We start from the raw sequence: 13,398 nt of genomic DNA on the forward strand, positions 1-13,398 counted from the left end.
CTGACTCGTGACTTTTAATTCTTCATTTTTAATTTTTAATTCCTAACTGACCCCACATGAAGATTATCGTCCCGATGGCTGGCATGGGCAAGCGGATGCGGCCCCACACGCTTACCGTTCCCAAGCCGCTCATTCCTATTGCCGGCAAACCCATTGTACACCGCTTGGTGGAAGATATTGCCAAAGTGTGCGGGGAGCCGGTAGAGGAAGTTGCGTTCATCATCGGGCGCTTCGGTAGTGAGGTTGAGAAAAGCCTGGTGCAGATTGCCGAATCGGTGGGCGCCACGGGCACCATTCACTACCAGGATGAGCCCCTGGGTACGGCCCATGCCATCCTATGCGCTCAGTCGGCCCTGGATGGCCCCGTGGTTGTAGCCTTTGCCGACACGCTGTTCAAAGCCGATTTTATCCTGGATGCCTCGGCCGAGGGCACCATCTGGGTGCAGCGCGTAGACGACCCCAAGCCGTTTGGAGTGGTAAAGCTTGACGAGCAGGGCCAGATTACCGACTTCGTAGAGAAACCCCAGGAATTCGTTTCCGACCTGGCCATTATCGGCATCTATTACTTCAAGGATGGCGAGTACCTGAAGCGGGAGCTGCAATACCTGCTCGACCATGACATCAAGGACAAAGGCGAGTACCAACTCACCAACGCCCTCGAAAACATGAAGAATAAGGGTACCAAGTTTGTACCCGGCCGCGTAACCGAGTGGCTCGACTGCGGCAATAAGGATGCTACCGTTTTCACCAACCAACGCTACCTGGCTTACCTGGAGGAGCGCGGTGAGCAACTGGTGGCCGAATCTGCCAAAATCACCAACTCCGTGCTTATCCCGCCCGTGTACGTGGGCGAAGGAGTGGTCATTACCGACTCGGTAGTGGGCCCGCACGTTTCGCTGGGTGCTCATACCAATGTGCGGCATTCCGTCGTTTCCAACTCCATTGTGCAACAGTCGGCCTCCATCCTGCACGCCAATATTACCAACTCAATGGTAGGCAGCCATGCCAGCGTGGCCAGCCAGCCCAACGATTTGAGCGTGGGCGACTATAACACGCTGCGCGTGTGATATTTTTGCGTCTTCTGACGTTTAGTAGTTGGTCACGGGTAGTTGGTAATTGGATTCCCAATCATTATCCTACTACCAACTACCCAGTGCTACCTACCTTTCCATGAGTCGATTTGGTGCGTTTTCCCTGCTGCTGCTGCTGGGCCTGCTGCTGGCCGGGCCGGGGTATGCCCAACAAACACCAGCACCTGCTGAAAAGGCCGACCCCGTAAAGCCCCGCAAGCTGACCCGTAAGGAGCGCAAGGAGCTGGCGCGGCGGGCGGCCCTGGATGCTGCCTCCCGGCAGCGGGTGAACCTCTCGGAGAAAGACCGGGAGATGAGCGAGGCTTTTTTTGTGGACGGGGTGCGGTTTCTGCTGCTTGAAGACTACAATAAAGCTCTGGAGCGGCTGCTCAAGGCCTACGCCCTCAACCCCACCAACGCGGCCGTTAACTACAAAATAGCCGAAACCAACCTGCTGAGCGGCAACCTCAAGGATGCCACCAACTTTGCGCTGGCGGCCGTGAAGCTCGACCCGCAAAATGCCTACTACTACCTGTTGCTGGCCCAGATTTACGCCTCCCAGAAGCAGTACGACGAAGCCGCCCAGACCTACACCACCCTCATTAAGACGGTTTCCAACTCGGGGCCCTACCTGTTCAACCTGGCCGACCTGTACCTGGCCCAGGGCAAGCTGAACGAAGCGCTGGCCACGTTTGAGGAAGCCGAGAAGAAATTTGGCCCCCTGGATGAGGTATCCTTCAAAAAGCAGCAGATTTACCTCAAGCAGAACAACCTGGATAAGGCCCTGCAGGAGGGGGAAGCGCTGATTACCGCCAACCCCGATGAGGTGCGCTACGTGCTGGCCCAGGCCCAGCTCTACGCCACCAATAACCGCCTGCCCGATGCCATCCGGGTGTCGGAACAGGCCCTGAAGCAGGACCCCGACAACCCCCGGGCCCGTATGATTCTGGCCGACGTATACCGGCAGCAGAAGAACGCGCCGGAATCGGAGCGGCAGCTGAAGCTGGCATTTGAAAGCCCGGCCCTGGATATTGACAATAAGGTGCGCATTCTGATTGACTACATCAAGCAGCTGCCCAATCCCGACCTGAACCAGACCGCCCAGGAGCTGGCGGCCATTACCACCCGGGTACATCCCAAGGAAGCCAAGGCCTTTTCTATTGCCGGCGACATTCAAACGGTAACCGGTAACCGCCGTGAGGCCCGCGCGAACTACTCCAAAGCCATCCGCCTCGATAACTCCCGCTACCAGATCTGGCAGCAGGTGGTGCTCATTGATGCCGAGCTTAACCAAGTGGATTCATTGCTGGCGCACACCAGCCAAGCCCTGGAGCTGTTCCCGAACCAGGCACCGCTCTGGTTTTATAACGGCGTGGGCTACCAGCTGAAAAAACAGCCCGCCAAAGCTGTAAAATCTCTGGAATACGGCCGCAAGCTGGCCACCGACAACCCCGAGCTGCTGGCCCAGTTCGACACCCAACTGGGCGACACCTACCACGAGTTGAAGGACTATGCCAAGTCGGATGCGGCTTATGAGGCGGCCCTGACCTTTGATGCCAATAATGCTCAGGCGCTTAATAATTACAGCTATTACCTTTCTTTGCGGGGCGAAAAGCTGGACCGGGCCAAGGAAATGGCGGGCAAGCTGGTGAAACAGAACCCCGACAACGATACCTACCTGGATACCTACGGCTGGGTGCTCTACCGCCTGAAAGACTACGCCGGGGCCCGGCAACAGCTTGAAAAAGCCCTGAAAACCACCACCGACGCTACCGTGGTGGAACACTACGGTGACGTGCTGTTCCAGCTGGGCGAGACGGATAAGGCCCTGGCCGAATGGCAGCGTGCCCGGAAGCTGGGCGGCGCCTCCCCGCTCATCGACCGTAAGATCAAAGACAAAAAATTATATGAGTAACCGCCTTGTGCTGGTGCTGCTGAGCGCCCTGATGCTGCTGGGCAGCTGTACCCGCAAACTGCTGCCCGGCCGCAAACCAGCTGCCACGGTTCCCATGCCGGAAGCCATCAAAGCGGCCAATGTGGATTTTCGCTTTCTGGCAGCCAAGGGCAAAGCGCAGTTTGGTGACCAGGGCGGCAACATCAACGTGCGCATTCGGAAGGATAGTGTTATCTGGATTTCGGCCTCGCTGGTGGGCATTGAGGGCGGCCGCATCTACATCACCCGCGACTCGGTACAGGTGCTTGATAAGTTGCACAAGGAGTATTACGCCGGCGACTTTGCCTATCTGAGCCAGCGGCTGAATGTGCCCGTGAACTTTGAAACCATTCAGGCCCTGCTGCTGGGCAATTACCTGGCTCCGTTGAGTGCTGGCGTTCAACCTACCGTTGCTACCGAAGGCCCTATGCAGCGCGTGAGCTACGAGCAGGCCGGCCTGCTCGTACAGCAGCTCGTAAACCTGGAGCGGGGCCGCATCCAGCAGCTGCAGGTACAGGCTCCGGCCAACCAGAACAAGCTCACGGTGGACTACTCCGATTTCCGGGCGCTGGAGCGCAACCCATTGCAGTTTGCCTTTAATACGCTGGTGCAGGTGCAACAGGGCCAAACGCCTCCCACCACCGTTACCATTACCTACCGCTCAGTAGATGTGGATAAGGAGCGGCTGCAGTTCCCGTTCTCGGTTCCGAAAGGCTATGCGCGTAAAAAGTAACTACTGGTGGGTGGGCTTGTGTGCACTGCTTGTGCTGCTGACATTTCAGTCAGCCTGGGCGCAGCGCAAATCCAAGGCCCAGCTGGAGCGGGAGCGGCGGGCCACGCTGCGCCGCATCCAGGAAACCAGCCGCATCCTGGCCCAGACGCAGAAGCAGAAACAGGCTTCAGTGGGGCAGTTGAATGCTCTGAAAGAAAAGCTGACGGTACAGCAGGGCGTTATTAAGAATATCAGCAACGAGCTGCACTACATTGAAACCGATGTAGTACAGACCGAAACGCAGGTGCAGAAAACCCAACAGAGCCTGGAGCAGCTCAAGGCCGAGTACGCCCGCCTGATTTATGCCGGCTCCAAAACGGCCAACGGTTACAACCGGCTGATGTTCCTGTTTGCCTCGGAGTCATTCAACCAGTTTCTGCTGCGCCTGCGCTACATCCGGCAGTACACCGAAGTTCGCCAGGCCCAGGCCGCACAGATTACCCACACCCAGCAGCGGCTCAGCACCCAGCTGCTGGGGCTTAAGGAGAAGCGCCAGGAGAAAGGTAGCCTGCTCAACAACCAGATTTCGGAGAAGAAAAACCTGCTAACGCTCAAAACCCAGCAGGCGGAGGTAGTTACCAAGCTCACGCAGCAGGAAGAAGGCTTACGGAAAGAGCTGGCCGCGCGCCAGCAGGCCGTAAGCCGCCTCGATAATCTGATTGCCCAGCGTGTGCGCGAGGAAATTGCCCGCGCTGCCCGGGCGGCGGCCCGTCGGGCGGCCGCTGCCTCTGCGGCCCGCGCGTCGGCGGCTACGGCTCCGGGCCGCAGCCCGGCGGCTACAACCCGCGCCAGCCCCACAGCCGAAGCCGAAGCTGCCGCTGCCAGCGCCGCCGAGCGGGTCGACCGCGTCACGCTTACCCCGGAAACGGCCGAGCTGGCTGCTTCCTTCCACGACAACCGGGGCAACCTGCCCTGGCCGGTAGGTCGGGGCTTTATCAGCCAGCGGTTTGGGCGCCACAACCACCCCGTGCTGAAAAACGTGGTAGTTGAAAACCGGGGCGTAGATATTCAGACCAGCGCGGGTGAGCCGGTGCGGGCCGTGTTCGGAGGTAAAGTGCTAACCGTAGCCAGTGTGCCCGGCATGAACACCATTGTAATGGTGCAGCATGGCGACTACTTCACAGTGTATGCCAAGCTGCGGAGCGTGAGCGTGAGCGAGGGCCAGACCGTACAGGCCCGGCAGGCTATTGGCACGGTATCCACTGATGCGGAGGGCACCTCTGAAGTACAATTTCAGGTGTGGCACAACAGCTCCAACCTTAACCCCGAAAACTGGCTGGGGCGGAAATAGGCTGCAAGCTGCAATTCACTCGTCGGCTGGCAGCTTACCGCGGCTGGTTTGCAGCCAAAAAAAAACACCGTGCAATGCGCGGTGTCTTTCTGAGCTATGAAAACAAACTTAGCTATCAGAATCCCTCCCCTGGTGCAGCGCTACTCGGGCTGAGTCAGCACTGCTCCCAAGGTTAATCCCCGATAACCATTCGAAAGATACGGGGGATGGCCACAGCCGGATGGGCAAATTCGCCGAAACTGTTTTTTCCCTCGATGAATTATCCAAATTAGGACCCTGCTACTCCAGCATCAGAATTAAATCAGATTCAGCCGGCCCAATAGCGCTGATTTAAACGAATTACCGATGGGTACTGGCAGCAGGGTGCTCCCCTGGTCGGCATTGCGCCCGGCCTCCACAATCAGGGCGTCGCTCTCAATGGAGATAATACGGTCCAGGCGCACGATGTACTTCCGGTGGACGCGGGCAAACTCCCGATTGGGCAGCTTGGCCTCCAGCTCCTTCATGGTGCTGTACACGGTGTACCGCTCCCGGCCGGAGTAAATGTTCACGTAGTCGCCCAGAGCCTCCACATACCGAATATCACAGGTTTTAACGCGCACCAGCTTGTGGTCCTGCTTGATGAAGATTTCGTTCTGGCCTCCGTTCAGATACAACGATTCGGCGGCATCATTGGCCATACGCAATAGTCCTTCCAGTTTGATTTTTTCTTCCTCCAGCTGCCGCTGCATCCGGCGCAGCTCCAGATGAGCCACTACTTCCCGCGCCAGAATCCGCAGGGCCTCGCGCTGGGCCGCATTCAGGCGGCGGGGTACCTGGTCGATGGCGCAGATTGTGCCCAGGGCCTGGCCTTCGGGCGTAATTAGCGGATAACCCGCATAGAAGCGGATGTGCGGGTTGCCGGTTACCAGCTCATTCTGCTGAAATAAGGGGTCGGCCAAGGCATCTTCCACTTCATACAACGTATCGGCCTGAATAGTGTACTGGCAAAATGCTATTTCCCGGGCAGTACTTTGCACTCCCGGCAGGCCGGTTTTGGCCTTGAACCACTGCCGCTGCCCATCCAGCAAGGATACCAGGGAAATAGGGGTATCACAGATAAAGGCTGCCAGCCGCACCAAATCGTCGAAGGCCGATTCAGGAGGGGTATCCATAATCTGATACGCTTCCAGCGCCTCCAGCCGTCTTACTTCTTCCGCCTGCGCAGGCTTCGACTTTATTTTTCGGGAAGAAATCTGTTTTGTGGGCATTGGAAAAAGGGGAGCGGAGTAGAGTAGTGCACTAAATCGGGCGGGAAACTTTTTTCAAAATAGCATAGTAGCCAGAGTATTCCGGCTGCTCAACCGCTGAATATGGGCATTTTGCCGCCTAATGCCGGGCTTTTCTGGTTAGGGTTAGGGCAGGCAGATGAATACCACATGAAAGGGCCGCGGCACCCAGCTGATTGCCGGAAGAACCCGGCAAAACGGGAACTGATTTTGAAATTATGCGGTACCTTTATCAATCCTAACGCGCATAAAGCTGCGTATAAGTAGCTTTGCCACCCCAAACTGGCCTAACGGCCTGCCCTTCGTATGAATTTTGCCACTCTTTTACTTGGTATTGGCGGCTTAGGCGGCACCGAGATTCTGCTTATCGTGCTGGCTATTGTCCTGCTGTTTGGTGCCAAGCGTATTCCGGAGCTGTTCCGGGGCATGGGCCAAGGCATCCGGGAGTTCAAGGATGCTTCCCGCGACGATAAGCCTGAGTTCCGGGACCGGCCCACCAACCCCAACGACCCGAACGCCCCCCGCGTGTAACTGCTTGTAGCCATGCACACTCCCATTTTTCTGTTTCTGGAAGGTATTGGCGGCGGTGAGCTGATGGTCATCGTGCTGTTCATTCTGATTTTCTTCGGGGCTAATAAGATTCCGGAGCTGGCACGCGGCCTGGGCAAAGGCATCCGCGAGTTCAAGGATGCCTCCCGCGAAATCCGTAGCGAGATTGAAAATGCCGGCAACCCCCAACAGCCGTACCAGCAGCAGTTTCAGCAGCAACCGTATCAGCAGCCCGTGTACCCGGCTCCGCCAGTAGCCGACGCCCCGGCTGCCGCTCCCCTGGCGCCTCCTATGGATGGCGGCATTACGCCCCCGGTAACGCCCGCGCCCGAAGAGCGCCCCCGCCCCGACCAGTTGAACTAAATTTTCTATCGTCTTGAGACGTTTTAACTCCCTCACGGAAGTTCGCCACGAGCTGACGGCAGGCACCACGACCTGCCGTCAGCTCGTGGAGTATTATCTGGATAATATCCGCCGCAAAGAGCACCTCAATGCCTTTCTGGAAGTGTGGCCCGAGGAAGCCCGGGCTCAGGCCGAGGCCGTAGATGCCAAGCTGGCCGCCGGTACGGCCGGTAAGCTGGCGGGCATGGTGCTGGGCCTGAAGGACGTGCTGGCCTACGAAGGCCACGCCCTGCAGAGCAGCAGCCACATCCTCGACGGATTCAAGTCGTTGTTTACTGGCACGGCCGTACAGCGCCTGCTCGATGAGGATGCCATCCTGATTGGCCGCCAGAACTGCGACGAGTTTGCCATGGGGGCCTCCAACGAAACCTCATACTTCGGGCCGGCCCGCAACGAGCTGGACCCCGAGCGGGTGCCCGGCGGTTCCTCGGGGGGCTCGGCCGTGGCCGTGCAGGCCGATATGTGCCTGGCATCCATCGGCTCTGATACGGGCGGCTCGGTGCGGCAGCCGGCAGCGTTTTGCGGCATTGTGGGCTTCAAGCCAACGTATTCGCGCATTTCCCGCTACGGCCTGATTGCCTACGCCTCTTCCTTCGACCAGATTGGCACCCTCACCCGCTCGGTGGAGGATGCTGCCCTGCTGCTGGAAGTAATGGCCGGCCCCGACCAGTTCGACAGCACCGTGAGCCAGCGCGAGGTGCCGGCCTATAGCCAGCAGCTTACGCCCGCCCCGCACTACCGCATCGGCTATATCCGGGACTGCCTGGAGCGGCCGGGGCTGAACCCGGAAATCAAGGCCGCCACCGAGCAGGCCCTGGAGCAGCTGCGGGGGCAGGGCCACGTAGTAGAAGCCGTGGATTTCCCCTACCTCGACTTCATTGTGCCCACGTATTACATTCTCACCACGGCCGAGGCCAGCTCCAATTTGAGCCGCTACGACGGGGTGAAGTTTGGCTACCGCGCCCCGGATGCCACCGACCTGGAGTCGTTGTACAAAAAGACGCGGGCCCAGGGCTTCGGGCCTGAGGTGCAGCGCCGCATTCTGCTGGGCACCTTCGTGCTGAGCGCCAGCTACTACGACGCCTACTACACCAAGGCCCAGCGGGTGCGCCGCCTCATTAAGGAGAAAACCGACGAGCTGCTGCGCGAGTACGATTTCCTGGTGCTGCCTACCACGCCTACTACGGCCTTCCGCATTGGCGACGTGAACAAGGACACGCTGGCCATGTACCTGGCCGATATTTTCACGGTGCAGGCTTCGTTGGCCGGGGTGCCGGCCATTTCGGTGCCCAACGGCACCGATGCCCAGGGTTTGCCTATTGGCTTACAGATACTGAGCGGAGCGTTCCGGGAAGAGCAGTTGCTGGCGTTTGCCAACTCGCTCACCTCAACGCTGACACCGGAGCTGGCTTAAGGCGCTAGCCCGAAGCCCTGCCTAGGCCGTCGTTGCCCTTGCCCCCGGAGCACAGCTCCGGGGGACACGTTCTGCCACCACTGGAGGGTGTTTTAAAGAATTCGTTTATTTTTGACAAAACGCTGGGCTGATACTCAGCGTTTTGTGTCTTCGGCTGCTTTGCCCCAGCTCCCAGGTAAATGATGAAGAAGTCGTTGTTGCGCGTTGCGGTACCTGCTCTCCTAGCGTCGGCCCTGACTCTGCCACTGGCGGCGCAGGTACGGCCTCAGCTACCACCCGTGCCACCCGCCGCGCCCACCAACGACACGGTGCAGGTGAACCTGGAGCTGCTGCCCGATTCGCTGGCCGCCGCACCCGCACCCATCGACTCGTCCCGGCTGGCCTGGCTCCGTACGCCGCCCGAGCTGCGCGACCTGGTGGGGGACCGGATTGGGTGCATCGAGACGGAAATGCCCCACGCCTTCAACAACCACGTGCTGGCCTTCGTGCGGCTGTTTACGGAGCGGCAGCGGGGCTACACCCAGCGGGTACTGGAGCGGGAAAACCTGTACTTTCCGCTGTTTGAGAAGTACCTGGCCAAGTACAACCTGCCCCTCGACCTGAAGTACCTGGCCGTGGTGGAATCGGCCCTGATTCCGACAGCCAAGTCGCGGGTGGGCGCTACGGGGCTGTGGCAGTTCATGGGCCCCACGGCCAACGACCTGCGCCTGCGCCGCGACGAGTGGGTGGACGAGCGCATGAACCCGGAAAAAGCCACTGAGGCGGCCTGCAAGCACCTGCGCTACCTCTACGGGGTGTTCCATGACTGGGAAATGGTGCTGGCAGCCTACAACTGGGGTGCCGGAAACATGCAGCGGGTAGTGCGCCGCACCGGTAAGAAAACCTACTGGGAGGTACACCCCAACCTCCCGGCCGAAACCCGCAACTACGTGCCCACCTTCACGGCCATCATGTACGCCATGAAGTACGCCAACGAGCATCAGCTGCACTCCCCTACCCTGCACTACCAGCAGGCGGAGGCAATGGACACGCTGCAGCTGGGGGGGCGGGCCTTCGATATGACCCGCCTGGCCCGGGCCTGCGGCTACGCCGACTCCCTGGCCCTGCTGCGCCTGAACCCGGAGCTGCGCAAACCCTGGCTGCCCACCGGCTACCGGCCCTACACCGTGCAGCTGCCCGCGGCGGCCCGCCCGGCCCTGGCTGCGGTGGACCGGGAAACGCTGTTTGACTACTGCCGGCCCCAGGCCGAACTACCCGCTCCGCTGCCCTTGCGTTCCGTGCTGCTGGCCGGAGTTGAGCCTTTCCCGACCCCTAACAGCCCCATAGCCGCTAAACCAGCCGCCGCGCAGCCGCGCTACCGGCGCGTACGCCACACGGTGAAGCGCGGGGAAACGGTAGCCTCGGTGGCCGAGCAGTACGCCGTTACAGCGGCTCAGGTACGGCGCTGGAACGAGCTGGGCCGAAGCAACTCCCTGGCGTCGCGGCGGCAGCTGGTAGTATTTGTACCCTCGGCCGCGCCTGCACCGGCTCCGCAGCCCAGCGCCCCCACTGCTGCCACTATAAAACGGGCAGCACCGGTACGGGCAGTAAAAGCTGCAGCTGTTCCGGAGCCCGAGGACACCACCGAAGCGCCGGCTCTGGTCCGTACGGCTGCGGCCCGCCCTGCTACGCGGCCCGTAGCCCGGAAAGCATTGCCCGCGGAGGCTGCCCCACCCAAAACGGCCGAGGCCGACGACACCGTACCGGCTACCTACCTGGTCCGCTCCGGCGACTTCCTGGAGAAAATAGCCCGCACCCATGGTCTCACCATTGCGCAGCTGAAAGCCTGGAACGCCCTAAAGGGTGAAACTGTGCAGCCCGGCCAGCGGCTGAACCTGCGTGCCACGGCCGAAGCTACTATCGAGCTGGCTGCCGCTACCCGTGAGGTGGCCACGCAGCGCCCGGCAACCCGGCCGGCTTCCGCTGCCAGTGGGGGTACCCCGGTGCCCCAGGTGCATCTGGTGCAGCCCGGCGACACGCTCTACAACATTTCCCGCCGCTACCAGGGTCTCACGGTGGAAAAGCTGCGGGAGCTAAACCACCTGCAGTCGGATGAGGTGAAGCCCGGCCAGAAGCTGATTGTACGCAGCTAAGCCCTGCCTCTGTCCACCCGCCTGACCGGGCGCTGCCTATTTTCATGTAGCGCGCAGCTCCGCTTCGGGCACGAGCCGCAGGCGAGTTCCCCGCGGATGGAGCAATACCGGGATACTCGCTCCGCTCGTGCGCGAAGCGGAGCTGCGCGCTACTGCCTGGCTTTTTTGTATCCGGGCGGCGGGGCGTACCTTTGACGCGGGTTGATTTTGCCCCATCTTGCTTCCTTGCCCATTGGCAGGAAGTCCACCCACCGCCCTCCCGTATGCTGAAAATAAATAAACAGGACGCCCTCAACTACCACTCCCAGAGCCCCGCCGGCAAAATTGAGGTAATTCCCACCAAGCCCGTGAGTACCCAGCTGGACCTGGCCCTGGCTTACTCGCCGGGGGTAGCGGAACCCTGCAAAGCCATTGCCGCCAACCCCGATGATGTGTACAAATATACCGCTAAGGGTAATCTGGTGGGCGTTATCAGCAACGGCACGGCGGTGCTGGGCCTGGGCAACATTGGGCCCGATGCCTCTAAGCCGGTGATGGAAGGCAAAGGCGTACTGTTCAAGAAGTTTGCGGGCATCGACTGCTTCGATATTGAAATTGACGCCACCGACCCCGACGAGTTCATCCGCATTGTAAAGAGCCTGGAGCCTACGTTTGGGGGCATCAACCTGGAGGATATCAAGGCCCCGGAATGTTTCCGCATCGAGACGGCCCTGCGGGAACAGATGAACATTCCGCTGATGCACGACGACCAGCACGGCACGGCTATTATCTCCTCGGCGGCGCTGCTGAACGGCCTGGAGCTGGTGGGCAAGAAAATTGAGGAAATCCGGATGGTGGTGAGCGGGGCGGGAGCCGCGGCCATCAGCTGCCTGCGCCTGTACGTGGCCCTGGGCCTCAAGCGGGAAAACGTGGTGGTGTTTGATAAGGACGGCATCATTACGCCTCAGCGCACCGATTTGGCCGAGCTACAGCTGCAGTTTGCCACTACCCGCGCCATCAGCACCCTGGCTGAAGCCCTGGATGGAGCCGACGTGTTCCTGGGCCTCTCGGCGGCCAACGTGCTGCCGGCCGAGCTGCTGCTGAAAATGGCCCACGACCCCATCGTGTTTGCCCTGGCCAACCCCGACCCGGAAATTGCCTACGAGGTGGCCATGGCTACGCGCCCCGACATCATTATGGCCACCGGCCGCTCCGACCACCCTAACCAGGTGAACAACGTGCTGGGCTTCCCCTATATTTTCCGGGGGGCGCTGGACGTACGGGCCACCGAAATCAACGAGGCCATGAAGCTGGCGGCCGTGAAAGCGCTGTCGGACCTGGCCAAGGACGCTGTGCCGGAAATGGTGAACAAGGCCTACGGCGACAACACCCTGAGCTTCGGGCGCACCTACCTGATTCCGAAGCCCCTGGACCCGCGCCTGATTACGGCCGTGAGCCCCGCCGTGGCCAAAGCCGCCATGGACAGCGGCGTGGCCCGCATCCACATCGACGACTGGTTTGCCTACGAGGACGAGCTGCGCGCCCGCCTGGGCGTGAATCAGAAGCTGATGAACCGCATTACGCAGGCGGCCCGCAGCAACCCCAAGCGCGTGGTATTTGCCGAGGGCGACACCTACAAAATCCTCAAGGCCGCCCAGATTCTGCACGACGAGGGTATTGCCCAGCCCATTCTGCTGGGCAACCGGGAGAAAATTGCCCGCATTGCCCAGGAGAATTCCCTGGACCTGGAAGGCTGCCAGATCATCGATATTCTGCAGGAGGAAGCCAAGCGCGAGGAGTTTGCCAACCTGTTTTATGAGAAGCGGCAGCGCCGGGGCATTACGCTCTACGAGGGGCGCCGCCTGCTGCGGGAGCGGAACTACTTCGGCTCGATGATGCTGGAGACCGGCGAGGCCGACGCCTTCATCACCGGCCTGAGCAAAGACTACGGCAAGAGCATTGTGCCTTCCCTGCAAGTCATTGGGGTGGCCGAGGGCGTGAAGCGGGTGGCTTCCATGTACATCATCCAGCACAAGAAGGGCCCCTTCTTCTTCGCCGATACCACTGTGAACATCGACCCCACGGCCGAGGAAATGGTGGAAATTATCGGCCTCACGGCCCGGGCAGTGAAGTTTTTCGATGCCGAGCCGAAAGTGGCGGTTATCAGCTACTCCAACTTCGGCTCCAACCCCGGTGAGCTGCCCGACAAGGCCCGTCGCGCCACCGAGCTGGCCAAAGCCCGCTTCCCCGAGCTGCTACTGGACGGGGAAATGCAGGCCAACACGGCCCTCAACCCCGATTTGCTGCGCGAGCAGTACCCCTTCTCGGAGCTGGCCGCCCACGGCGGGGCCAACACCCTCATCTTCCCCAACGTCATCAGCGGCAATATCGCCTACAAGGTCATTCAGGAAATCGGGGGTGCCGAGGTAATCGGGCCCATCCTGATGGGGATGCGCAAGCCGGTGCACATTTTGCAACTGGGCGCTTCGGTGCGGGAAATTGTGAACATGGCCGCCATTGCGGTGGTAGATGCCCAGCAGCCCGACGGGAAGGGGCTGTAATAAAACGGGTGTCATTCCGAGCAGCGC

General features: G+C 60.4%; 10 protein-coding genes. 9 read left to right on the forward strand and 1 reads right to left on the reverse strand.

The genetic code is table 11. The annotated features are described in order from the left end of the window. Positions 1–56: 56 nt before the first annotated feature. The 4 genes from EI290_RS00480 to EI290_RS00495 all read left to right on the forward strand — a co-directional run bounded on the left by EI290_RS00480 (position 57) and on the right by EI290_RS00495 (position 5,066). Positions 57–1,067 (forward strand): sugar phosphate nucleotidyltransferase, encoded by a 1,011-nt coding sequence (locus tag EI290_RS00480; RefSeq protein WP_125425560.1) that lies wholly within the window; start codon positions 57–59, stop codon positions 1,065–1,067. Positions 1,068–1,170: 103 nt separating this feature from the next. Beyond that, positions 1,171–2,985, forward strand: coding sequence for a tetratricopeptide repeat protein (locus tag EI290_RS00485; protein ID WP_125425562.1), 1,815 nt, complete (start codon positions 1,171–1,173; stop codon positions 2,983–2,985). Continuing rightward, positions 2,978–3,736, forward strand: coding sequence for a DUF4292 domain-containing protein (locus tag EI290_RS00490; protein WP_125425564.1), 759 nt, complete (start codon positions 2,978–2,980; stop codon positions 3,734–3,736). Before EI290_RS00485 ends, EI290_RS00490 begins: the two co-directional genes overlap by 8 nt. Before the next feature lie 16 nt (positions 3,737–3,752). Continuing rightward, a complete protein-coding gene (locus tag EI290_RS00495; RefSeq protein ID WP_394343518.1) occupies positions 3,753–5,066 on the forward strand; it encodes a murein hydrolase activator EnvC family protein in 1,314 nt (437 codons plus the stop codon). Between the two features lie 296 nt (positions 5,067–5,362). Here the strand turns inward: EI290_RS00495 and EI290_RS00500 are convergent, their stop codons facing one another. Beyond that, entirely contained in the window at positions 5,363–6,220 is an 858-nt protein-coding gene (locus tag EI290_RS00500) for a GAF domain-containing DNA-binding protein (protein ID WP_221766218.1), read from the reverse strand. A 420-nt stretch (positions 6,221–6,640) separates the two neighbouring features. On the opposite strand from EI290_RS00500, the gene EI290_RS00505 reads away from it, so the two are divergent. From EI290_RS00505 to EI290_RS00525, 5 genes are all read left to right on the forward strand, one after another. Beyond that, positions 6,641–6,865, forward strand: a complete 225-nt coding sequence (locus EI290_RS00505; RefSeq protein ID WP_185816775.1) for a Sec-independent protein translocase subunit TatA/TatB — start codon at positions 6,641–6,643, stop codon at positions 6,863–6,865. A 12-nt stretch (positions 6,866–6,877) separates the two neighbouring features. Beyond that, positions 6,878–7,246 carry a Sec-independent protein translocase subunit TatA/TatB gene (locus EI290_RS22920; RefSeq protein ID WP_125425570.1) on the forward strand — a complete coding sequence of 123 codons (369 nt, stop codon included), beginning with the start codon at positions 6,878–6,880 and terminating at the stop codon, positions 7,244–7,246. A 13-nt stretch (positions 7,247–7,259) separates the two neighbouring features. Next, on the forward strand, positions 7,260–8,699 hold the full coding sequence (gene gatA / locus EI290_RS00515; RefSeq protein ID WP_125425572.1) for an Asp-tRNA(Asn)/Glu-tRNA(Gln) amidotransferase subunit GatA: 1,440 nt from the start codon (positions 7,260–7,262) through the stop codon (positions 8,697–8,699). Between the two features lie 179 nt (positions 8,700–8,878). After that, positions 8,879–10,831 (forward strand): LysM peptidoglycan-binding domain-containing protein, encoded by a 1,953-nt coding sequence (locus EI290_RS00520; protein WP_125425574.1) that lies wholly within the window; start codon positions 8,879–8,881, stop codon positions 10,829–10,831. 263 nt (positions 10,832–11,094) lie between these two features. Then, entirely contained in the window at positions 11,095–13,371 is a 2,277-nt protein-coding gene (locus EI290_RS00525) for an NADP-dependent malic enzyme (RefSeq protein ID WP_185816776.1), read from the forward strand. Positions 13,372–13,398: the final 27 nt, after the last annotated feature.

This window comes from Hymenobacter metallilatus, from assembly GCF_003944705.1.
Taxonomy (GTDB): domain Bacteria; phylum Bacteroidota; class Bacteroidia; order Cytophagales; family Hymenobacteraceae; genus Hymenobacter; species Hymenobacter metallilatus.

What these genes read in the sequence shown, in the direction of transcription:
- EI290_RS00480 (WP_125425560.1), top strand. Translation starts at nt 57, where the DNA reads ATGAAGATTATCGTCCCGATGGCTGGCATGGGCAAGCGGATGCGGCCC.
- EI290_RS00485 (WP_125425562.1), top strand. Translation starts at nt 1,171, where the DNA reads ATGAGTCGATTTGGTGCGTTTTCCCTGCTGCTGCTGCTGGGCCTGCTG.
- EI290_RS00490 (WP_125425564.1), top strand. Translation starts at nt 2,978, where the DNA reads ATGAGTAACCGCCTTGTGCTGGTGCTGCTGAGCGCCCTGATGCTGCTG.
- EI290_RS00500 (WP_221766218.1), bottom strand. Translation starts at nt 6,220, where the DNA reads ATGGATACCCCTCCTGAATCGGCCTTCGACGATTTGGTGCGGCTGGCA.
- EI290_RS00505 (WP_185816775.1), top strand. Translation starts at nt 6,641, where the DNA reads ATGAATTTTGCCACTCTTTTACTTGGTATTGGCGGCTTAGGCGGCACC.
- EI290_RS22920 (WP_125425570.1), top strand. Translation starts at nt 6,878, where the DNA reads ATGCACACTCCCATTTTTCTGTTTCTGGAAGGTATTGGCGGCGGTGAG.
- EI290_RS00520 (WP_125425574.1), top strand. Translation starts at nt 8,879, where the DNA reads ATGATGAAGAAGTCGTTGTTGCGCGTTGCGGTACCTGCTCTCCTAGCG.
- EI290_RS00525 (WP_185816776.1), top strand. Translation starts at nt 11,095, where the DNA reads ATGCTGAAAATAAATAAACAGGACGCCCTCAACTACCACTCCCAGAGC.